Genomic DNA, 21,122 nt, shown 5'->3' with positions numbered 1-21,122 from the left:
TATCAAAATTCCTTATCCACGGGCGGCTCACAGCCTTCCTGCAGCACCGCCCACGCCATGTTCACGGCATCCACCGTTGGCCCTACATCATGCACCCTTAAGATGCTCGCCCCACGCTCCACCGCCATGGCCGCCAGCGCCAAGCCACCGGCTAGCCGCTCTTCCACAGGACGCCCCAGCACTTTACCGATCATGCTTTTGCGTGACATGCCAACCAGAATGGGAAGTTCCAGCGCCCTCAGCGAGTCCATATACTTCAGCAGCCGCAGGTTGTGCTCGACGGTTTTACCAAAGCCAAACCCTGGGTCGATCAGCAAGCGCTGACGGCGCAGGCCGACGGCTTCGCAGGCAGCGATGCGGTCGGCAAGGTAGGCGGCCACTTCACGCTCGACGGGGTCGCGGTAGCTCGGCGCTTGCTGCATGCTCTGGGGCTCACCCTGACGATGCATTAAACATACGGGCAAGCCGCTGCTGGCGGCGGCGGCCAGAGCACCCTCGCGCTCTAGGGCCCGCACATCGTTGATCATGCCTGCGCCCAAGGCACTGGCTTCACGAATCACCGTGGCGCTACTGGTATCCACCGAGACCAACGCATCGAGTTCCCGCACCAGCGCCTCGACCACCGGCGCGACCCGATCCAGCTCCTGCTGCTCGGAAACCGGCGTTGCCCCGGGACGGGTCGATTCGCCGCCCACGTCGATCATCGCCGCCCCTTCGGCCAGCATACGCTCGGCGTGGCGCAGCGCATCGTCCAGCGCGACATGCTGACCGCCATCGGAGAACGAATCCGGCGTGACGTTCAAAATTCCCATGACGCGCGGGAATGAAAGATCAAGCGTATGGCGCCCACAGCGCAGCTGCAACGCACTCTCTGCTTGGCGTGAAGGCGATGAAGGGTCAACGTTCGGAGTCATGCTGCCGCCTAAAATCAAAAATGAAACGTAACTGTCACTGCCTCACAGCATAACAAAAAGGCGCCCCCATTGGGGACGCCTTTGGCTGCGCGACCGGCATGGCCTAGGGGCCGGCAGGGCCGCCCAGTGGATCGGAGGGCCGACGACGAGGCTCGTCGTCATCCTCTTCGCCATCGTCGCTCGATGCGTTCGACGCTTGATCGTCTGCCTTGGTGTCGGGCTTGTCATCGCTGACACGCATGCCGCCACCGGAGGAGTCACCGTCGTTCCAACCTTCCGGCGGACGAGGATCACGACCTTCCATGATATCCTTCAACTGGTTGGCATCGATGGTTTCGAACTTCATCAGCGCTTCTGCCATGGCATCCAGCTTATCGCGGTTGTCATGCAGGATTTGACGCGCCTGCTCGTAGCACTCATCGATGATCTTGCGCACTTCTTTATCGAGCCGCGTCGTGGTTTCGCCCGACTTCAGCTTGCCGCCACCTTGGCCTGGGCCGCCGAGGAACTGGTGAGACTCGTCCTCGTCGTACATGATCGGACCCATCTCATCCGAGAGCCCCCACTTGGCGACCATGTTATGGGCCAATTCGGTCGCCCGCTTGATATCGTTGGAAGCACCGGTCGTGACACCGTTGGCACCCAATGTCATCTCTTCGGCGATACGACCACCAAACAGCGAGCAGATTTGGCTAATGATTTGCTGACGCGACAGGCTGTAGCGATCTTCTTCGGGTAGGAACATCGTCACACCGAGCGCGCGGCCACGGGGAATGATCGTCACCTTGTAGACCGGGTCGTGCTCGGGCATGACCAAACCGATGATCGCATGGCCCGCTTCGTGATAAGCCGTATTGAGCTTCTCTTTGTCGGTCATGACCATGGATTTGCGCTCTGCGCCCATCATGATCTTGTCCTTGGCAAGCTCAAGCTCATCCATGCCCACCAAACGCTTGTTACGGCGTGCGGCAAACAGAGCAGCTTCGTTCACCAGGTTTGCGAGATCGGCCCCCGAGAAGCCAGGCGTACCGCGTGCGATGAGCTGCGGCTTGACGTCATCGGCCAGCGGCACCTTGCGCAGGTGAACGCCCAGAATGTGCTCGCGGCCTCGAATGTCTGGCAGACCAACGGTGACCTGACGGTCGAAACGACCGGGGCGCAGCAGCGCCGGGTCGAGAACGTCCGGACGGTTGGTGGCGGCGATGACGATGATGCCTTCGTTGGCTTCAAAGCCGTCCATTTCCACCAGCAGCTGGTTCAGCGTTTGCTCACGCTCATCGTTGCCGCCCCCCATGCCGGTACCGCGCGAACGGCCAACGGCATCGATCTCATCGATGAAGATGATGCAGGGCGCCTGCTTCTTGGCCTGTTCGAACATATCGCGAACGCGAGACGCGCCCACACCGACGAACATCTCGACGAAGTCGGAACCAGAAATCGAGAAAAACGGCACTTTGGCTTCGCCCGCGATGGACTTGGCAAGCAGTGTCTTACCGGTACCGGGCGGGCCCACCATCAGCACGCCACGGGGAATCGTTCCACCCAGGCGCTGAAACTTGGTCGGGTCACGCAGGAAGTCGACCAGCTCTTCGACCTCTTCCTTCGCTTCGTCACAGCCTGCCACGTCGGCAAAGGTGGTTTTGATCTGGTCCTGAGAGAGCAGCTTCGCTTTGGACTTGCCAAAGCTCATCGGGCCGCCTTTACCGCCCCCAGCGCCGCCTTGCATTTGGCGCATGAAGAACATGAAGATGGCCAGAATCAGCAGAATCGGGAAGCTGGCGATCAGCAGACGTGTCCAGATGCTCTGCTGCTCTGGCTCCTTACCGACCACGGTGACGTTATTGCTGAGCAGGTCGTCCATCAGCTTGGGGTCTTCCGCTGCTGGGCGAATGGTCTGGAACTGCGAACCATCCGTGCGCTCACCGGTGATGGTGTAGCCATCGATGGTGACGCTACGTACCTGCTGATTTTGCACCTGTTGCACGAACTGGGAGTAGTTCGTGGTCTGCGGTGCGCTTTCCGTACTGAAATTATTGAACACTGTCAGTAGAACGGCCGCGATGACCAACCACAGAATCAGGTTCTTCGCCATATCGTTCAAGGGGCTACCCTCATTACAAGAATCCGTCAGTTAACCGCTAATACTCTGACCTTACACTAGAGCTTAACGTTCAACCATTGCCAAAGCCCATTGGGCGTTGGGCCATCTGTGTCACGCTCGTCCATTGTGCCTAATGTGACACACCTTGCGCTTGCCTGTCTGGCAATCGCGGTGATAAATCTTTGCTATTGCGCCAGCGCCTTGCCAGCCCTGGTTAACCGCGAAAGCCCTCCGCTAAAAAGTAGACTTCCCGAGAGCGCGCACGCGAGGCGTCTGGCTTACGAGTGACCACACGGTCGAAACTGCCGCGCAGTTCTTTTAGATACGCATCGAACCCTTCGCCTTGAAAGACCTTGACCAAAAACCGACCTTTGGGTGAAAGCGTTTCCCGGGCCAGTTCCAATGCCAGCTCGACGAGATACATGGCCTGGGGCTGATCGATGGCTGCCATACCACTCATATTGGGGGCCATGTCCGACATAACAAGGTCTACCGGACGATTTCCCAAACGTTCAAGAATCGCATTGAGCACGCTCTCTTCGGTGAAATCGCCCTGAATGAAGTCCACACCGGCCAGAGCGTCCATTTCCAAGATGTCCGACGCAATGACGACCCCTTCCGGGCCGACTTTTTCGGCAGCGATTTGGCTCCACCCACCTGGGGCAGCGCCGAGGTCGATGACCGTCATCCCGTTGCGAAACAGCTTATCTTTCTCGTCCAACTCTAGCAGCTTGTAGCTCGCCCGAGAGCGGTAGCCATCCTGCCAGCTCTGCTTCACATACTGGTCGTCGAAGTGTTCTTTCTTCCAGTTGTTGCTGGTTTTGCTCACTGAATGTTTACGGCTTGGGGGCTTTTGCTGCATGTGGGAATCTGACACTGGAATAAGAGATGGGCGCGTTCACGTGATTGCTTTCACTTAGCGGCATTTCACCGTAAGATGGAACGTTAAGCGCTAACCGGGATACCGCAAGATACCATGAGCTTGTCACAGGCACAAAAGAAAGCATTTCGTAGCATTGGCCACCATTTGAACCCCGTGGTCACCGTTTCTGAGAACGGCGTCTCCGAAAATCTGCTCGCAGAACTCAGCCGCGCGCTCAATGATCACGAGCTAATCAAAGTAAAGCTCGCCCTACCCGAACGGGATGACCGCGCTGCGATGATCAACGAGCTGCTGGCTGACAGCAACGCCGAGCTGGTGCAGACCATTGGCAAAATGGCGCTGCTTTATCGCCGCAACCCAAAGGCTAACCCCAAGCTCTCCAACGTTACCCGCTTCGAGAACCATCACGGGCGGCACTAACGCGCACAGCACTATGCTGACACGGCGCCAAGCGCCGCTAAGCTAAAAGGCCCGAAGCAGCTACCTGCATCGGGCCTTTTTATGGCGCTATTCGCACAGCATTAGAGGTGTTCAACACTCTCAATTTCGTACTCAACGTCGCCGCCGGGCGTCTTCACCACCACCACATCGCCCTCTTCTTTACCAATCAGCGCGCGCGCAATGGGTGAAGTGACCGAAATACGACCCGCTTTAATGTCGGCTTCATCTTCGCCAACAATGCGATAGGTAACGCTGGCATCACTATCCAGGTTCAAGAGCGACACAGTCACTCCAAAAATCACCTTACCGGTCTTCGGCAGCTTGGTGACATCGATCACCTGGGCACCCGAAAGCTTGCTCTCGATTTCCTGGATACGACCTTCAATAAACCCCTGCTGCTCGCGGGCGGCGTGATACTCGGCGTTCTCCTTGAGGTCACCGTGTTCACGCGCTTCGGCGATGGCCGCAATCACTCGGGGGCGCTCTTCGCCCTTCAAGTGGTTGAGCTCTTCGCGAAGGCTTTTTTCTCCCGCCACCGTCATCGGGACCTTGTTCATTGACTTGCTCCTGCATGCAGATCCTGAAGGCGCCGCACCGTAATCTCCCTACCGTACTCTAGCGCCATGCAAACAGCATTAGCGCCCGCCAAGGTGGTCGCATAGGGCACCTTGCGCGCGAGAGCAGTACGGCGAATGATCGAAGAGTCGTTAATTGCCTGACGACCTTCGGTAGTGTTCACGATGTAGGCGATTTCGTCGTTCTTCAGCAGATCGACGATATGGGGACGGCCTTCGTAGACTTTATTGACGTGCTCCACGGGTAGCCCGGCGGCTTCGATGGCCGCTGCCGTACCGCGTGTTGCACAAAGTGTGAAGCCCAATGTTAGCAGAGAACGGGCCACTTCGATAATCCCCTGCTTGTCAGGTTCACGCACCGACAGGAACGCTTTACGGTCGCCATCCAGCGCCGGGATCGCTTCGCCCGCGCCTAGCTGCGCCTTGAAGAAGGCTTCAGCGAAGGTATCGCCCGAGCCCATCACTTCACCGGTGGACTTCATCTCCGGCGAGAGAATCGGGTCAACGCCCTGGAACTTGTTGAACGGGAAGACCGCTTCTTTGACGCTGTAGAAGTGCGGCACGATTTCCCGCTCGAAGCCCTGCTCGGCGAGGGTTTTACCGGCCATGCAGCGCGCAGCAATCTGGGCCAGCGAGGTGCCGATGCACTTGGAAACAAACGGCACGGTACGCGAGGCGCGTGGATTGACCTCGATCACGTAGATCTCACCATCTTGCCACGCCAGCTGCACGTTCATCAGGCCTTTGACGCCCAACTCCACGGCCATTTTCTTGACCTGCTCGCGCATCTCGTCCTGCACGTCGGCAGGCAGCGAGTAAGGCGGCAGCGCGCAGGCAGAGTCGCCAGAGTGAACGCCCGCTTGCTCGACGTGCTGCATGATACCGCCAATTACGACCTGCTGGCCGTCAGAGACTGCATCGATATCCACTTCCACCGCGGCGCTCAGGAAGTGATCCAGCAGTACTGGCGAGTCGTTAGAGACCTTCACCGCGTTGGTCATGTAGTTTTCGAGCTCGGAGGCGTCGTAGACGATCTCCATCGCCCGGCCGCCCAGGACGTAGCTCGGGCGCACGACCAGGGGGTAGCCAATTTTTTCGGCTTTGGCGAAGGCATCTTCGAAACTGCGCGCAGTGGCGTTGGGCGGCTGTTTCAGGCCGAGCTTGTCGATCATCACCTGGAAGCGCTCGCGGTCTTCAGCGCGGTCGATGGCGTCCGGCGTGGTACCGATGATCGGCACGCCTGCAGCTTCCAGCTCGCGGGCCAGCTTCAGCGGCGTTTGACCACCAAACTGTACAATCACGCCTACCGGCTTCTCTTTATCGGCAATTTCCAGCACGTCTTCCAGCGTGACCGGCTCGAAGTAGAGACGATCAGAGGTGTCGTAGTCGGTAGAGACGGTTTCCGGGTTGCAGTTGACCATGATGGTTTCGTAGCCGTCATCGCGCATGGCGAAGGCGGCGTGAACGCAGCAGTAATCGAACTCGATACCCTGGCCGATACGGTTCGGGCCACCGCCCAACACCATGATTTTCTGGCGATCAGACACGTCCGCTTCGCACTCTTCCTCGTAGGTGGAGTACATGTAGGCCGTGTCCGACGCAAATTCGGCAGCGCAGGTATCCACGCGCTTGTAGACCGGACGGATATTGGCTGCCTGACGAGTCTTGCGGAACTCTTTTTCGGACACACCCAATAGCTTCGCTAGACGTGCATCCGAGAAGCCCTTGCGCTTGAGCTGGAACAGCTCGCGAGCGGAGAGATCCGCCAACGCGCGCTTGGAGACCGCCGCTTCGGTCAGAATCAGGTCTTCCAGCTGAACCAGGAACCAACGGTCGATATTGGTCAGCGCAAACACGTCGTCCACGCTCATGCCCGCGCGCATGGCGTCGGCCACGAAGAAGATACGCTCGGCCCCTGCCGCCTGCAGCTCGCCCTTGATCTGGGCCATGGCGTCATCGGTGAACTCGGTAATGATCGGGTCGAGGCCGTCGTTACCGGTTTCCATGCCACGCAGCGCTTTTTGCAGCGATTCTTGGAACGTACGGCCAATCGCCATCACCTCGCCCACCGACTTCATCTGGGTGGTCAGGCGATCGTTCGCTTGGGGAAACTTCTCGAAGGTAAAACGCGGAATTTTGGTCACGACATAGTCGATGGACGGTTCGAACGACGCTGGGGTTTGGCCGCCCGTGATGTCGTTCTGCAGTTCGTCCAGGGTATATCCCACCGCCAGCTTCGCCGCGATCTTGGCAATTGGGAAGCCGGTGGCCTTCGAGGCCAGCGCCGACGAACGGGAGACGCGGGGGTTCATCTCGATGACGACCATGCGGCCAGTCTTCGGGTCCATACCGAACTGAACGTTCGACCCGCCGGTTTCCACGCCGATCTCGCGCAGCACCGCGAGGCTGGCGTCGCGCATGATCTGATACTCTTTATCGGTCAGCGTTTGCGCCGGTGCCACGGTGATGGAGTCGCCGGTGTGGACGCCCATCGGGTCGAAGTTTTCGATCGCGCAGACGATGATGCAGTTATCGTTCTTATCGCGCACCACCTCCATTTCGTACTCTTTCCAACCCAGCAGCGACTCATCGATGAGCAGCTCGTGGTTGTTGGACAGTTCGAAACCGCGGGTGCAGATCTCTTCGAACTCTTCCTTGTTGTACGCCACACCGCCGCCGGAGCCGCCCATGGTGTAGGAGGGGCGAATGATCGTCGGGAAGCCAAGCTCCGCCTGGATTTCCCACGCCTCGTCCATGGTGTGCGCCACTTTCGCTTTGGGGCACTCCAGGCCGATGTTCTTCATCGCCTTGTCGAACAGATCGCGGTCTTCGGCTTTGTTGATGGCATCGGCATTGGCACCGATCATCTCGACACCGTACTTGGCCAATACGCCGTGCTTGTCCAGGTCGAGCGCGCAGTTCAGCGCGGTCTGGCCACCCATGGTGGGCAGAATCACGTCAGGACGCTCGGCTTCGATGATTTTCTCGACCGCCTGCCAGGTAATCGGCTCGATGTAGGTAGCATCGGCCATGGCGGGATCGGTCATGATCGTGGCCGGGTTGGAGTTGACCAAAATAACCCGGTACCCCTCCTCGCGCAGGGCTTTACACGCCTGGGCGCCGGAGTAGTCGAATTCGCAGGCCTGGCCGATGACGATCGGACCAGCGCCAATGATAAGAATGCTATTGATATCGGTACGCTTAGGCATAACGGTTCCCGCAAAAAGTGGTGACGATGAGCATCAAAACGGCGTAACTAGGCAATGAGAGGCAGCGCGGCGAACCTAGCGGCGCGCCTGCATCATGGCGATAAAGCGATCGAACAGCGGCGCTACATCGCGCGGGCCAGGGCTGGCTTCCGGGTGGCCCTGGAAGCTAAACGCCGGACGATCGGTACGCTCAATCCCCTGCAGAGTGCCGTCGAACAGCGAGCGGTGCGTGGCACGTACGTTGCTCGGCAGGGTCGCTTCATCGGCCGCAAAGCCGTGGTTCTGGCTGGTGATCATCACCGTGCCGGTATCCAGGTCTTGTACCGGATGGTTGGCACCGTGGTGGCCGTGGCCCATCTTGACGGTTTTGGCACCGGAGGCCAGCGCCAGCAGCTGGTGGCCCAAGCAAATGCCGAACACCGGCGTGTCGGTTTCCAACACTTCCTGAATCGCTTTAATCGCGTAGTCACAGGGCTCGGGGTCGCCGGGGCCGTTGGCCAGGAACACGCCGTCCGGGTTCATCGCCAGCACCTCTGCCGCAGGCGTTTGCGCCGGCACCACGGTCAAGCGGCAGCCCCGCGCCGCCAGCATGCGCAGGATGTTGAACTTCACGCCGTAATCGAACGCCACCACGTGGTAGAGGCGCTCGCCCTGGCTCGCATCCGCGTAGCCTTCGCCCAAGGTCCACTCGCCTTCCGACCACTCGTAAGCCTCTTTGCAAGAGACTTCTTTGGCCAAATCCATGCCCTTCAAGCCCGGAAACGCCTTCGCCGCTGCCAGCGCCCGCTCGACGGCATCGTCGCCCTCTGCATCGGCACCTGCCAGAATCGCGCCGTTCTGGGCACCTTTATCGCGCAAAATACGCGTTAGGCGGCGGGTATCGATATCCGCAATGCCTAGCACGTTTTGGCTTTTCAGATAATCAGAGAGGGTTTGCTCGGAGCGGAAGCTGCTGGCCAGCAGGGGAAGATCGCGAATCACCAGGCCCGCTGCCGCAATGGAGGCGGACTCCACATCTTCGGAATTAATACCGGTATTGCCGATATGCGGGTAAGTCAGGGTGACGATTTGGCGGGTGTAAGAGGGGTCGGTGAGGATTTCCTGGTAGCCGGTCATGGCTGTATTGAACACCACCTCACCGCTTGTGACTCCATCCGCGCCAATGGCCGTTCCATGAAACACACTGCCATCTTCCAGGGCCAATATCGCGGGTTTGCTCAATGCGGGGTTATTCAAGACAAGTTCTCCCATGCTGGTGGGAGCCTGTGGGCGCAGGCTCGGCGATCCGGTTGTCGGCGTTTGCGTGCAAACGTCGGGTCGTAAAAAAGCGGGACGAAGCCGACAATAAAAACATCGGTTTCATCCCGCTTGTTGTTCTCATCCATGCCACCGTAACGGTCGTGACCATGGCGCAGCAGTTCGCTGACTCTTTTCTCTAACCTAACGGCCAGTGCAACAAGCGTGGTTCACTTTCCACTGACATCCACTACCACAGACATTCGCTGCAGGCGTTTTACTGGCTATTGAAAGCCACTCGGCCAAAATTTTTGGAATGTTACAGGATTTACCGACCGTCGGCTAGCCCTTTATTTTCAGCATAGGGTAAAGAACGCTTTGCCAATCAATGAAGCTCCAAGACGTCTTGCATGTCGTAGCGGCCATGAGGCTGGCTGGCGACCCAGCGAGCGGCGCGCACAGCGCCTTTGGCAAAGGTCATGCGGCTTGAGGCCTTGTGGGTAATCTCGATGCGCTCGCCTTCGGTGGCGAACATCACGGTATGCTCACCGACGATATCGCCTGCGCGAACGGTCGCAAAGCCGATCTCTTTGTCGGTGCGCGGGCCGCACTGCCCTACCCGCTCGAACACGCCGTGCTCTTTTAGGGTGCGGCCAAGGCTTTCCGCGACCACTTCCCCCATTTTGATGGCCGTACCGGAAGGCGCATCGACTTTATGGCGGTGGTGCGATTCGATCACTTCAATGTCGTACCCTTCATCACCCAGCGCTTTGGCCGCCATTTGCAGCAGTTTCAGCGTTAGGTTCACGCCCACGCTCATGTTGGGGGCGAAGACCATGGCGACTTTATCGCGGTAGCTATCCAGCTCGGCCAGTTCGTCATCGTTCATGCCGGTGGTGCCGATCACGATGCGCTTACCGTGCTCGGCACAGAATGCCAGGTTCGCCAGCGTCACCTGCGGTGCGGTGAAGTCGATCAGCACGTCGAAGTCATCGACGATGGCGCTGAGCGAATCGACCGCCACCACGCCCCGCTTGCCTACGCCCGCCAGCTCGCCGATATCGGCACCGGCCAAGGAGCTGCCCGGCTCCACGATACCGCCCGCCAGGGAGGCATCGGCTTCTTGCTCGACGGCGTTGACTAACGTGCGGCCCATGCGGCCAGCTACGCCTACAATGGCAATTCGGGTCATGGAAACTCCTACGCGTGCGCTATTTGGCATCAATCTAGAAACAAAAAGGGTGGCCGAGATTATAACAGACCACCCCGGCCGATGCGGCGCTAACGCCGCCGCCCCTCGATCACTTCAATTTTCCCAGACGATCTCTAGCGGTTCGTCTTTCGCCATCCGCACCAAATGGCTTTCGACCACGCCTTCGAGCTGATCCAGGTGCTCCTCTTCGAGGGTTTCGATAGAGACCAGCAACCGTTCTGGCTCGGCGTGCATCAGGCAGGTACCGCTGGCAAACACGATTTTGGCGTCCTGCTCGGTGTATTCCACCTCAAGTTTATGGGCCCAGTGCTTGCACAGGCGGTTGATCAACCGCGCGCCGGATGGGGTGGCAATCTCTGCTCGGGATAAAGGCATGCGGTTCTCTCCAAGTCGACAGACGTGATGCCCTACTAGCCTAATCGCCGCCCCCGCAAGAGCCAAGCAACGAATGAGAATTCGTTGCAACGGCGTGTTGCTCAACGCTAACGCTTATCGCTTACCTCGACACCTTTCCCGCTTTTGAGGATAATGCCGACATGAGAATAGCAATTAACATCAACATCTATGTTTGATTAAACACTCATCGTTAGCGTAGACGCTAAAGAACTCAGGTAACCAATGCCACTATGCTGTTACGTCTCTCTCTTCCTTTCGTCGGTGCGCTGACATCTCTCGTTTGCGCGTCGGCTATCGCGGCGCCCATCACGGTCACTGATATTGCTGGCCGACAGATCACCCTAGACGCCCCTGCCGAACGCGTCATCCTGGGCGAAGGCAGGCAAATCTATCTGCTGGGCATGCTCGAACCCGACGCACCACTGGCCCACGTGGTGGGCTGGCGAGAAGACTTTTCACAAGCAGACCCTGACAACTACCAGCGCTACTTAGAGCGCTTCCCCGAGATGGCTTCGATTCCCACCTTTGGAGGCTTCAAAGATGGCACCTTCGATGTCGAACAAGCGGCGTCGCTGAATCCCGACCTGATTCTGATGAACATCGAGGCAAAAGCAGCCACCGAGGATGCCGCCTACGATGACAAGCTCGCGGAACTGGACATTCCCATCGTGTACGTGGACTTCCGCGAAGACCCCATCGAGAACACCATTCCATCGATGCGTCTGATCGGCCAGTTGATGAACGACGAGGCCGCTGCCGAGGAGTTCATCACCTTTGCCGAAGCGCAGCTCGCCCGGGTTACGGAGGTCATCGAGCAAGCCAATCCCGAACGACCACGGGTCTTCGTCGATCGTGCAGGCGGCTATTCGGATGAGTGCTGCATGAGCTTCGGCCCTGCCAACTTTGGCGAGTACGTGACGCTGGCAGGCGGCACCAACATCGCCGACGGCATCATCCCCGCCAGCTTTGGCAACCTCAACCCCGAGCAAATCATCGCCGCCAACCCGCAGCACGTGGTGGTCACGGGCGGCAGTTGGGATGCCTACGTGCCAGGCGGTGACTGGGTTGGTGTTGGTCCCGGCGCCGATCAGGCGCAGGCACGGGAAAAACTGCAAGCGTTAACGACCCGCACCGCCATGACCGGCATCGACGCCGTCGAGACAGGGAACGTTCACGCGATTTGGCACCAGTTCTATAACAGCCCCTACTACTTCGTTGCCGTACAGCAGCTAGCCAAGTGGTTCCATCCCGAGCTGTTTGAAGATTTAGACCCCGAAGCTACCTTGGAAGAGCTTCACGACCGGTTTCTGCCGATCGATTATCAGCCCGGCTACTGGATAACGCTTCATGATGAGTAATGCCAACGTCGCCCACCCAACCGCCGGACGCACGTTCTATCGCGCTCAAGTGTGGCGTCGACAGCTGATTCTGGTGGGGCTGACCCTCGCGCTGCTGCTCAGTCTCTGTGTGGATTTGGCACTCGGCCCCGCCCGTTTCAGCTTGGCCGAAGTGGTCGCTGCGCTGGTGACTCCCAATGCCGTCAGCCAGCAGGCGCGAGTCATTCTGTGGGACATTCGTATGCCGGTCGCGCTCATGGCCATCGTCGTGGGGGCTAGCCTCTCGGTGGCGGGCGCGCAGATGCAGACCATCCTCAGCAACCCGCTCGCCAGCCCGTTCACGCTGGGGATATCCGCAGGCGCCAGCTTCGGTGCTGCCCTGGGCTTGGCCTTTGGTGTGGCCATCATCCCCACCGCCATCGAATACGTGGTGCCCATCAACGCGTTTCTGATGGCCATGTTCACCGCGTTTTTGATTCACGCGCTGAGCCTCAAACGCGGCGTCACCGTGGAAACCATCGTGCTACTCGGCATTGCGATGGTGTTCATCTTCAACTCGCTGATGGCGCTGATTCAGTTCTTTGCCAGTCAAGAGGCCGTGGCTGCCGTGGTGTTCTGGACGATGGGCAGCCTCACCAAAGCCACCTGGCCAAAGTTCTGGATTGCGCTTGGCGTACTCGCCCTGGTAATGCCGCTTTTGGCACGCCACGGCTGGGCGCTCACCGCCATGCGTTTAGGGGATGCCAAAGCGGAGAGCATGGGCGTTAACCCTCGCGCGCTGCGCCTAGAGGTATTGGTGCTTGTGTCGCTGCTGGCCGCCATCGCCGTTGCCTTCGTCGGTACGATTGGCTTCATTGGCCTGGTGGGCCCGCACATTGCCCGTATGCTGCTGGGCGAAGATCAGCGCTTCTTCCTGCCCGGCTCGGCCCTGTGCGGGGCGCTGATTCTCTCGGTGGGGTCGGTGCTGTCGAAGATCATCATTCCCGGCACCATCATTCCCATCGGCATCATCACGTCGCTCGTGGGCATTCCCTTCTTCCTTTTCCTCGTGCTCAATCACAAGAAGGCCGCATGGTAACGCTACAGCTCAAGAACGTGTGCGCCCGCTATGGGCGCAAAACCATTGTTCACGACATCTCCACGCCCTGCTTTCAAGGCGGGCAAGTCGTGGCGCTGCTTGGCCCCAACGCGGCAGGCAAATCGACACTGTTCCGTCGCATTCTAGGGTTGCTGAAAGGCAGCGGCGACGTGCTCATTTCGCACACCACCGCCGAGCGGCCCGTGGCCTACATGCCCCAGGACACCGGTGCCAAAGCCGTCTTATCGGTGTATGAGTCCGTGCTGTTGGCCCGCATGCAAGGGCGTAGCCTGACGGTACAAGCCGACGACCTTGCCCAAGTGGACAAAGCGCTTGCCGAGCTGAACATTAGCGCGCTGGCCGAGCGTGACATCGGCGATTTGAGCGGCGGCCAGCGCCAGCTAGTGAGCGCCGCCCAGGCGCTGGTGCAGGAGCCTGAAATCCTCATGCTGGACGAGCCCACGTCCGCGCTCGATCTCAACCGGCAAATTAGTCTGTTGAGCGTACTGAGACGCCTAGCCGACGAGCGGCAAATGCTGATCCTGGTCGCCCTACACGACATTGGCCACGCCCTGCGCTTTACCGATCACGCCATGGTCTTGGAACAAGGCAGGTTGATCGCCTGCGGCGCCACGGAGGACGTCATTACCCCCGAGCTGCTGCGCAGCGTTTACCACGTGAACGCTCGCATCGAGCGCTGCTCGAAAGGGCGGCCTCAGCTTATCGTCGAAGAGGCCATTTAAGGCGCTTACCTTCTAACGCCGCCAAGACGACACCGCCCAGCATCAAAGGCAGCGCCAAGAAGAAGTGGTGCGAGGCCGGAATATCGAATAGCAACCAATCCGCCAACACCGGCCATAGCAAGGCGAGGTACTCGAACGGCGCTAACCGCGACGCCTCGGCATAGCGAAATGCCAGCGTCATCGCGATATGCGCCGCCCCGCCCAACAGCCCCGCCAGCACGAGCAGGCTCAACACCTCTAGGCGTAACGCTGCCCAGCCCAGCGGCAGCGTCGCCAGCCCCGCCAAGGCCGACACTAAAATGAAGTAAAATGCGATAGCGCCTGCCGTTTCCGTGCGCGAAATACGCCGCACGGTCAGTAACGCGCCCGCCGTCAGCACCGCGCTCAGCACCGCCAATAGATAGCCCACTAGCTGGCCCGATTGGGAAGCACCGCCCACGTTCGGCAACACCAGTACGGCCATTCCCCCCATCGCCAGCCCCATGGCCAGCGCACGCACCCACGTAAAGCGCTCGCCCAACAGCAGTACACCGCCTAGTGCCATAAAAATAGGCGTCAACTGCGCCAGCAGCGTGGTCTCGGCCACCGGCAACACCGCCACAGCGGCAAACGAGGCAAACATCGCCGCCGCGCCCAATCCTGAACGCAAGGCATGGCCCAACGGCCGCCGGGTCGCCAACCCCTGAGGAAACTCCCGGCGTAAGGCCAGAAACACCACGATCGGCAACAGCGCAAACAGCGAACGGAAAAATACCGACTGCCCCACCGGCACCTCATCGCTCACGGCTTTGATACACACCAGCATGCCCGTAAACAGCACCCCCGACAGCACGCGCAGCCAAATCCCTACGTAGGGGCGATCAACAGCATCCAAAGGCATTAGGTGACTTCCTTCATTCGTTAGCGTCCAGCGATTGATAAGCGGATACTGTTATTGTGACGCAAGTCGCCACAGCTTGTCTCACGCTAGGCTCGCGCAGCACAGCCAGCCTGATCCGCTGGCTTTGTCGTGGCGGATGGATCACCTGCTGCGTTGATGCAGATAAAAAAGCCCCAGCACCGGGGTGCTGGGGCTGTTACTTCAAAGCGCTCTGGGCTCTTACGGCTTCATCTCTTCAAAGAACTTCTTCACGCTGTCGAAGAAACCGGTTTTCTTCGGCGAGTGGCTGTGGCTGTTGCTGCCATCGAAGCTCTCTTGCAGTTGGCGAAGCAGGTCTTTCTGCTCGTCGTTGAGGTTGACGGGCGTTTCCAGCACCACTTTGCACAGCAGGTCGCCGGGGGCGCCACCGCGAACGGGCTTCACGCCTTTACCGCGTAGGCGGAAGAGTTTGCCGGTTTGGGTTTCCGGCGGAATCTTCAGCTTCACGCGGCCATCCAGCGTGGGCACTTCCAACTCGCCACCGAGTGCTGCATCGACGAAATTGATCGGCACGTCGCACTGCAGGTGTTTACCGTCACGCTTGAAGATGTGGTGCGGCTTGATGGAAACCTGAACGTACAGATCGCCCGCCGGGCCACCGTTCACGCCGCTCTCGCCTTCGCCGTTGAGACGAATACGGTCGCCGGTATCCACACCCGGCGGAATCTTCACCGAGAGCGTGCGGGTTTCACGCACGCGGCCTTCGCCGTTACATTTGTGGCACGGCACTTTGATGTGCTGGCCACTGCCGTGACAGGTCGGGCAGGTTTGCTGAACCGCGAAGAAGCCCTGCTGCATACGTACCTGACCGTGGCCGTGGCAGGTGGGGCAGGTCTCTTTGGTGGAACCCGGCTCGGCACCGCCGCCGTCACAGCGGTCACACTCGATATGGCGCGGGACGCGAATATCCACCGTGGTGCCCGCCACCGCGCTCTCTAGATCCAGCTCTAGGTTGTAGCGCAGGTCGGAACCCCGTGCGGGTGCGTTGGGCCCACGACGACGGCCACCGCCGCCACCGAAGATATCGCCAAACACATCGCCGAAGATGTCGCTGAAATCGCCAGCGCCGCCGCCACCGAAGCCACCGCCGCCAAAGCCGCCGCCCTGGCCATCCACACCGGCATGACCGAACTGGTCGTAGGCCGCGCGTTTCTCGCCGTCGCTCAAGACTTCGTAGGCTTCCGACACTTCACGGAATTTTTCCGCTGCGGTGTTATCGTCCGGGTTTCGATCAGGGTGGAATTTTTGCGCCAGACGGCGATAGGCCTTTTTGATCTCTTTCTGATCGGCCCCTTTTTCGACACCCAGGACTTCGTAATAATCGCGTTTGGACATGGGTCCTACGCCTCCTGGTTAGCTACGCACTATAGGCGTCTCGGCCGCGGAAACAGCAACGCGGGAGTTGCCTCCCGCGTCACCGCTTTCCTTGGCAGAAAGAGGTGGGTTACTGCTTCTTCTTGTCGTCGTTGACTTCTTCGTACTCGGCGTCAACCACGTCATCGTCCTGCTTGGTGTTGGCCTCTTCTGCACCTTCACCACCCGCCTGCGCGGCGTCTGCCTGCTCGGCATACATCTTCTGCGCCAGCTGGCCGGACACTTCGGTCAGCGCATCCAGTTTCTTCTGGATATCGTCCTGGTCATCGGTTTTCACCGCTTCTTCCAGCTCGGCGATGGCGTTTTCGATGGCCTGTTTCTCATCATCGGTCGCCTTGTCGCCCGCCTCTTGAACGGTCTTGCGGGTGGCGTGAATCATGCCGTCCGCTTGGTTACGCAGCTGCACCAGCGCTTCGAACTTTTTGTCCTCGTCCGCGTGAGCTTCAGCATCGCGTACCATTTGCTCGATCTCTTCATCGGAGAGGCCGCTGGACGCTTTGATGACGATAGACTGCTCTTTGCCGGTCGCCTTGTCTTTAGCAGACACGTTCAGGATACCGTTGGCATCGAGGTCGAACGCCACTTCGATCTGCGGTACACCGCGCGGTGCCGGCGGAATGTCGGCGAGGTCGAAGCGACCCAGCGACTTGTTCTGCGACACTTGCTTACGCTCACCCTGGACGACGTGAATAGTCACGGCAGTCTGGTTGTCATCCGCGGTCGAGAAGGTTTGGGTCTTCTTGGTCGGGATGGTGGTGTTCTTGTCGATCAGCGGCGTCATCACGCCACCCAGGGTTTCGATACCCAGGGTCAGCGGGGTCACGTCGAGCAGCAGTACGTCTTTAACGTCGCCACCCAGAACACCGCCCTGAATCGCAGCACCCACGGCCACTGCTTCGTCCGGGTTCACGTCTTTACGCGCTTCTTTACCGAAGAAGTCTGCCGCTTTCTTCTGAACCATCGGCATACGGGTCTGACCGCCGACCAGAATCACTTCGTCGATTTCAGACGCGGACAGGCCTGCATCTTTCAGCGCCATTTTGCACGGCTCGAGCGAACGCTGAACCAAGTCTTCGACCAGCGACTCCAGCTTGGCACGGGTCACCTTAACGTTGAGGTGTTTCGGGCCAGTGTTGTCGGCGGTGATGTACGGCAGGTTCACGTCGGTCTGCTGCGCGCTGGAAAGCTCGATCTTGGCTTTCTCGGCGGCTTCTTTCAGACGCTGCATGGCCAGATTGTCGCCAGACAGATCGATACCGCTGTCCGACTTGAACTGGTCGACCAGATAGTTGATCAGCGCCAAGTCAAAATCTTCACCGCCCAGGAAGGTGTCGCCGTTGGTCGCCAACACTTCGAACTGCGTTTCGCCATCAACGTCGGCCACTTCGATGATGGAGATATCGAAGGTACCGCCACCCAGGTCGTACACCGCGATGGTTTTATCACCACGAGATTTGTCCATGCCGTAGGCAAGCGCTGCGGCGGTCGGCTCGTTGATGATGCGCTTGACGTCCAGACCGGCAATGCGGCCCGCATCTTTAGTAGCCTGACGCTGACTGTCGTTGAAGTAGGCCGGTACGGTGATGACCGCTTCGGTGACCGCTTCGCCGAGATAGTCTTCGGCGGTCTTCTTCATTTTCTTCAGCACTTCCGCGCTTACCTGCGGCGGTGCCATTTTTTTGCCTTTCACTTCTACCCACGCATCGCCGTTATCGGCTTCAGCGATTTTGTAGGGCACCATCTTGATGTCTTTTTGAACGACGTCGTCTTTGAAGCGGCGGCCGATCAGACGCTTGATGGCGTAAAGGGTGTTTTCCGGGTTGGTCACGGCCTGGCGCTTGGCGGCCTGACCTACCAGGGTTTCGCCGTCGTCGGTGTAGGCAATGATGGAAGGCGTGGTACGACCGCCTTCGGCGTTTTCAATGACTTTAGCGCTGTCACCATCGAGCACGGCCACACAAGAGTTAGTGGTGCCCAGGTCGATACCAATAATGCGTCCCATAGCAAAAACCTCGAATTCGGTTGAAACAAAACTGATGTTTTACGCCGCTGTTACTTACTTGGCGTCTGCGGGTTTTCCCGCGGGTTGCCCTTTATTTGGGGGCCGCTTGCAGCATTTCAAGGGCTTTTTTTACTGCAATGCGTCAACGCGGCTTAATTCGCTTTTTGGCTGACCACGACCATGGCAGGGCGCACGAGGCGGCCGTTCAGCAGATAGCCTTTCTGCATCACATCCATCACGGTGTTGGGGTCGAGCTCTGGGTTCGGCACCATCGCCATGGCTTCATGCACCTGTGGGTCGAAGGGCTCGCCCTGGGGCTCGATGCTTTCGACGCCAAACTTGCTCAGCACGTCTAGCTGCATCTTGAGGGTCATGGAGACACCTTCACGATGCACGTCGGACGCGTCGTCCTGCATGCTTTCCAAGGCTTTCTCAAGGCTATCCACCACGGGCAGCAGCTCTTTGACGAACTTCTCCAGGGCAAACTTGCGCGCTTTTTCGGCTTCTTGCTCCGCCCGGCGGCGAACGTTTTGAGCCTCGGCAGCGGCGCGCAGCGCTTGGTCTTTGGCTTCCGCTAGGCTCTGCTCCAGCTCTTCTACCTGGGCGGCCAACACGTCGGCTTCGGGGCTGCCGGCGCTGCCTTCCAGCGGCGCATCGTCATCGATCAGCCCTTCCAGTTCGCCTTCCACCAACCGCTCCTCGGCAGATTGGTCGGTGACCTCTGCTTCCTGCTCTTGGCGTGCCAGCTCATCTTCCAACGGGGTTTGCGGTTCTTTTGCCATGCCTTGCTCCTGAAATAAGTAACGGTGCCGGTGGCGGCCACCTGAGTTAAGTAGCGGGTGTTAACCACGTATGCAGCCTATATGGGGGCCATAAAAGCCATCTCAAGAGGGGCATTGAAGTGAGTTATCGACTACTGTATAAAACAACAATTATTGGATAAGTATCCAGCTTCTGTGCCGCACCGCCTCAGGAGGCCTTATGCTTACGCAGCTAGCGATCCAAGACTACGCGATCGTTGATCGTCTCGAACTCGACCTGACCCGGGGCATGACCGCCATTACGGGCGAAACTGGGGCGGGTAAATCCATTCTGTTGGGTGCCCTGGGGCTCTGCCTGGGCGAGCGCGCCGATGCGGGTAGCGTGCGCCACGGCTGCGAGCGAACCGATCTCTCCGCCCGTTTCGATATTCAGCATCTGCCCGCCGCTACCGAATGGCTGGTGGCCCGCGAACTGCCCGCCGACGAGTGCCTGCTGCGCCGCGTGGTCACTGCCAACGGCCGCTCCAAGGCGTGGATCAACGGCCACCCGGCGACCATTGCCGATTTGAAATCCCTTGGCGAACAGTTGATTCAGATTCATGGCCAGCATGCCCACCAAGCCTTGATGCGGGAAGAGACGCACTTGGCGCTACTGGATGATTACGCCGGACTTCGCGAACGCAGCCAGCAGCTCGCCGAGACGTTCCGCGAGTGGCGCAGCGCTCGCCGTCGGCTGAAAAAACTCAGTGAAGAGGGCAGCGAAGTCGAGGCCAAACGCCAACTGCTGCGCTATCAAGTCGAGGAGCTGGATCAGCTAGGCCTTGCCGAAGGCGAGCTGCAAACCTTGGAAGAGGAGCAGCACACCCTGGCCCACGCCGAAGAGACCCTGCGTGAAACCCAGTTTGCCGCCGACTGCTGCGAAAGCGATGAAGGGGGCGCCCTGTCGCTTCTCAACCAAGCCTACGCCCACCTGAGCGCGCTGCCCGGCAGCGATAAAGGCACGCTTGCCAACACGCTCACCATGTTGAGCGATGCACGCATTCAAGTCGAAGAAGCCGCCAGTGAGCTGCACCGACTGGCCAGCACTACCGAACTGGACCCAGAGCGGCTGGCGTGGGTAGAGGAGCGGATGGGCGACGTACACCGCATTGCCCGTAAGCACCACGTCGCTCCCGAAGAGATTTGTGCGCTGCATGCCCAACTCAAACAGGAAGTGGCGCAGCTCGAAGCCAGCGATGACGACCTAGAAGCCCTCAGCAGCCAAGTGGCCGAGTACCGCGAGCGTTACCGCAGCGAGGCCAAGCAGCTCACCGAAGCACGTCAGAAGGCCGCCGTGCGTCTGGGCAAAGAGGTGCAGCAGCAGTTGGCCTTCTTGGCCATGGGCAAAGCACGCTTCGAAGTGGACGTCACCCCGCGCGAAACGCCTTCCCCCGAGGGCTTGGACCATGTGCAATTCCTGATCAGCGCCAACCCGGGCCAACCCGCCCGGCCGCTCACCAAGGTCGCTTCCGGGGGCGAGCTGTCGCGCATCAGCTTGGCCATTCAAGTGGTGGCGGCGTCGCATTCGACGATTCCGAGCCTCGTCTTCGATGAAGTGGACGTGGGTATTTCTGGGGCAACGGCGGAAATCGTCGGCCAGCTGCTGCGAAAGCTGGGGGAAAACGGTCAGGTGATGACCGTGACCCACCTGCCTCAAGTGGCCGCTCAAGCGCACCAGCATCTGCACATCGAAAAGCGCGCCAAGCGAGACACCACGCTCACCCACATGGCGCTGCTGGACGAGCGCGGCCGGATCAGCGAGCTGGCGCGTATGCTGGGCGGCGTGACGCTATCCGACCAAACCCTGGCCCATGCGCGGGAAATGCTCCACGCCAGCCAGCGCCCGCCCCACTAACTCCCAGGGTCTCTAACGCCCAGGTATCTATCTCCCCAGCATCCAA

General features: G+C 59.4%; 17 protein-coding genes. 5 read left to right on the top strand and 12 right to left on the bottom strand.

Annotated elements, in window-relative coordinates:
• Window positions 1–2: 2 nt before the first annotated feature.
• The 3 genes from folP to rlmE all read right to left on the bottom strand — a co-directional run bounded on the left by folP (window position 3) and on the right by rlmE (window position 3,877).
• Complete coding sequence (folP, locus tag QIT27_RS14600) at window positions 3–914, bottom strand: dihydropteroate synthase (RefSeq protein WP_285264219.1); 912 nt, start codon at window positions 912–914, stop codon at window positions 3–5.
• A gap of 103 nt (window positions 915–1,017) precedes the next feature.
• On the bottom strand, window positions 1,018–3,015 hold the full coding sequence (ftsH, locus tag QIT27_RS14595; RefSeq protein WP_159340794.1) for an ATP-dependent zinc metalloprotease FtsH: 1,998 nt from the start codon (window positions 3,013–3,015) through the stop codon (window positions 1,018–1,020).
• A 214-nt stretch (window positions 3,016–3,229) separates the two neighbouring features.
• Window positions 3,230–3,877 (bottom strand): 23S rRNA (uridine(2552)-2'-O)-methyltransferase RlmE, encoded by a 648-nt coding sequence (gene rlmE / locus QIT27_RS14590; protein ID WP_159340793.1) that lies wholly within the window; start codon window positions 3,875–3,877, stop codon window positions 3,230–3,232.
• 114 nt (window positions 3,878–3,991) lie between these two features.
• Here rlmE and yhbY point away from each other — a divergent pair, with 114 nt between their 5' ends.
• Window positions 3,992–4,318: a ribosome assembly RNA-binding protein YhbY gene (yhbY, locus tag QIT27_RS14585; protein WP_062360548.1), complete on the top strand. Its 327-nt coding sequence runs from the start codon at window positions 3,992–3,994 to the stop codon at window positions 4,316–4,318.
• A 101-nt stretch (window positions 4,319–4,419) separates the two neighbouring features.
• On the opposite strand, the gene greA is transcribed toward yhbY, so the two are convergent.
• The 5 genes from greA to QIT27_RS14560 form a co-directional block, all read right to left on the bottom strand.
• Window positions 4,420–4,896 (bottom strand): transcription elongation factor GreA, encoded by a 477-nt coding sequence (gene greA, locus QIT27_RS14580; protein ID WP_139527965.1) that lies wholly within the window; start codon window positions 4,894–4,896, stop codon window positions 4,420–4,422.
• On the bottom strand, window positions 4,893–8,123 hold the full coding sequence (carB, locus tag QIT27_RS14575) for a carbamoyl-phosphate synthase large subunit (protein WP_159340792.1): 3,231 nt from the start codon (window positions 8,121–8,123) through the stop codon (window positions 4,893–4,895). The genes greA and carB overlap by 4 nt, the downstream gene beginning before the upstream one ends.
• 75 nt (window positions 8,124–8,198) lie before the next feature.
• A complete protein-coding gene (gene carA, locus QIT27_RS14570; RefSeq protein WP_285264246.1) occupies window positions 8,199–9,344 on the bottom strand; it encodes a glutamine-hydrolyzing carbamoyl-phosphate synthase small subunit in 1,146 nt (381 codons plus the stop codon).
• Window positions 9,345–9,744: 400 nt separating this feature from the next.
• Window positions 9,745–10,551, bottom strand: coding sequence for a 4-hydroxy-tetrahydrodipicolinate reductase (gene dapB / locus QIT27_RS14565; RefSeq protein ID WP_285264218.1), 807 nt, complete (start codon window positions 10,549–10,551; stop codon window positions 9,745–9,747).
• A 114-nt stretch (window positions 10,552–10,665) separates the two neighbouring features.
• Window positions 10,666–10,947: a DUF2218 domain-containing protein gene (locus QIT27_RS14560; protein WP_139527961.1), complete on the bottom strand. Its 282-nt coding sequence runs from the start codon at window positions 10,945–10,947 to the stop codon at window positions 10,666–10,668.
• Between the two features lie 251 nt (window positions 10,948–11,198).
• On the opposite strand from QIT27_RS14560, the gene QIT27_RS14555 reads away from it, so the two are divergent.
• From QIT27_RS14555 to QIT27_RS14545, 3 genes are read left to right on the top strand one after another with little or no spacing between them, the layout of a single operon-like run.
• The gene (locus QIT27_RS14555) at window positions 11,199–12,326 is read left to right on the top strand and encodes an ABC transporter substrate-binding protein (protein ID WP_253019175.1); all 1,128 of its coding nucleotides are present in this window, start codon (window positions 11,199–11,201) and stop codon (window positions 12,324–12,326) included.
• Entirely contained in the window at window positions 12,316–13,383 is a 1,068-nt protein-coding gene (locus tag QIT27_RS14550) for a FecCD family ABC transporter permease (protein ID WP_285264217.1), read from the top strand. The genes QIT27_RS14555 and QIT27_RS14550 overlap by 11 nt, the downstream gene beginning before the upstream one ends.
• Window positions 13,377–14,126, top strand: coding sequence for an ABC transporter ATP-binding protein (locus QIT27_RS14545; RefSeq protein ID WP_285264216.1), 750 nt, complete (start codon window positions 13,377–13,379; stop codon window positions 14,124–14,126). Before QIT27_RS14550 ends, QIT27_RS14545 begins: the two co-directional genes overlap by 7 nt.
• Here QIT27_RS14545 and QIT27_RS14540 read toward each other — a convergent pair.
• The 4 genes from QIT27_RS14540 to grpE form a co-directional block, all read right to left on the bottom strand.
• Window positions 14,104–15,006 carry a DMT family transporter gene (locus QIT27_RS14540; RefSeq protein WP_285264215.1) on the bottom strand — a complete coding sequence of 301 codons (903 nt, stop codon included), beginning with the start codon at window positions 15,004–15,006 and terminating at the stop codon, window positions 14,104–14,106. The genes QIT27_RS14545 and QIT27_RS14540 overlap by 23 nt on opposite strands.
• A 219-nt stretch (window positions 15,007–15,225) precedes the next feature.
• Window positions 15,226–16,380 carry a molecular chaperone DnaJ gene (gene dnaJ / locus QIT27_RS14535; RefSeq protein WP_159340785.1) on the bottom strand — a complete coding sequence of 385 codons (1,155 nt, stop codon included), beginning with the start codon at window positions 16,378–16,380 and terminating at the stop codon, window positions 15,226–15,228.
• A gap of 109 nt (window positions 16,381–16,489) precedes the next feature.
• Window positions 16,490–18,421: a molecular chaperone DnaK gene (dnaK, locus tag QIT27_RS14530; protein WP_159340784.1), complete on the bottom strand. Its 1,932-nt coding sequence runs from the start codon at window positions 18,419–18,421 to the stop codon at window positions 16,490–16,492.
• Window positions 18,422–18,573: 152 nt separating this feature from the next.
• On the bottom strand, window positions 18,574–19,203 hold the full coding sequence (gene grpE, locus QIT27_RS14525) for a nucleotide exchange factor GrpE (RefSeq protein WP_159340783.1): 630 nt from the start codon (window positions 19,201–19,203) through the stop codon (window positions 18,574–18,576).
• Between the two features lie 199 nt (window positions 19,204–19,402).
• Here grpE and recN point away from each other — a divergent pair, with 199 nt between their 5' ends.
• Complete coding sequence (recN, locus tag QIT27_RS14520) at window positions 19,403–21,076, top strand: DNA repair protein RecN (protein ID WP_253019180.1); 1,674 nt, start codon at window positions 19,403–19,405, stop codon at window positions 21,074–21,076.
• The last annotated feature ends 46 nt before the right edge of the window (window positions 21,077–21,122 follow it).

It is taken from the genome of Halomonas sp. LC1 (assembly GCF_030247125.1).
Taxonomy (GTDB): Bacteria; Pseudomonadota; Gammaproteobacteria; order Pseudomonadales; family Halomonadaceae; genus Vreelandella.
This window is presented reverse-complemented; position numbering and strand designations above follow the sequence as displayed.

Bases quoted from the DNA above. Each gene is read 5' to 3' on its own strand.
- folP (WP_285264219.1), bottom strand. From the start codon at position 914: ATGACTCCGAACGTTGACCCTTCATCGCCTTCACGCCAAGCAGAGAGT.
- rlmE (WP_159340793.1), bottom strand. From the start codon at position 3,877: ATGCAGCAAAAGCCCCCAAGCCGTAAACATTCAGTGAGCAAAACCAGC.
- yhbY (WP_062360548.1), top strand. From the start codon at position 3,992: ATGAGCTTGTCACAGGCACAAAAGAAAGCATTTCGTAGCATTGGCCAC.
- greA (WP_139527965.1), bottom strand. From the start codon at position 4,896: ATGAACAAGGTCCCGATGACGGTGGCGGGAGAAAAAAGCCTTCGCGAA.
- carB (WP_159340792.1), bottom strand. From the start codon at position 8,123: ATGCCTAAGCGTACCGATATCAATAGCATTCTTATCATTGGCGCTGGT.
- dapB (WP_285264218.1), bottom strand. From the start codon at position 10,551: ATGACCCGAATTGCCATTGTAGGCGTAGCTGGCCGCATGGGCCGCACG.
- QIT27_RS14560 (WP_139527961.1), bottom strand. From the start codon at position 10,947: ATGCCTTTATCCCGAGCAGAGATTGCCACCCCATCCGGCGCGCGGTTG.
- QIT27_RS14555 (WP_253019175.1), top strand. From the start codon at position 11,199: ATGCTGTTACGTCTCTCTCTTCCTTTCGTCGGTGCGCTGACATCTCTC.
- QIT27_RS14550 (WP_285264217.1), top strand. From the start codon at position 12,316: ATGATGAGTAATGCCAACGTCGCCCACCCAACCGCCGGACGCACGTTC.
- QIT27_RS14545 (WP_285264216.1), top strand. From the start codon at position 13,377: ATGGTAACGCTACAGCTCAAGAACGTGTGCGCCCGCTATGGGCGCAAA.
- QIT27_RS14540 (WP_285264215.1), bottom strand. From the start codon at position 15,006: ATGCCTTTGGATGCTGTTGATCGCCCCTACGTAGGGATTTGGCTGCGC.
- dnaJ (WP_159340785.1), bottom strand. From the start codon at position 16,380: ATGTCCAAACGCGATTATTACGAAGTCCTGGGTGTCGAAAAAGGGGCC.
- dnaK (WP_159340784.1), bottom strand. From the start codon at position 18,421: ATGGGACGCATTATTGGTATCGACCTGGGCACCACTAACTCTTGTGTG.
- grpE (WP_159340783.1), bottom strand. From the start codon at position 19,203: ATGGCAAAAGAACCGCAAACCCCGTTGGAAGATGAGCTGGCACGCCAA.
- recN (WP_253019180.1), top strand. From the start codon at position 19,403: ATGCTTACGCAGCTAGCGATCCAAGACTACGCGATCGTTGATCGTCTC.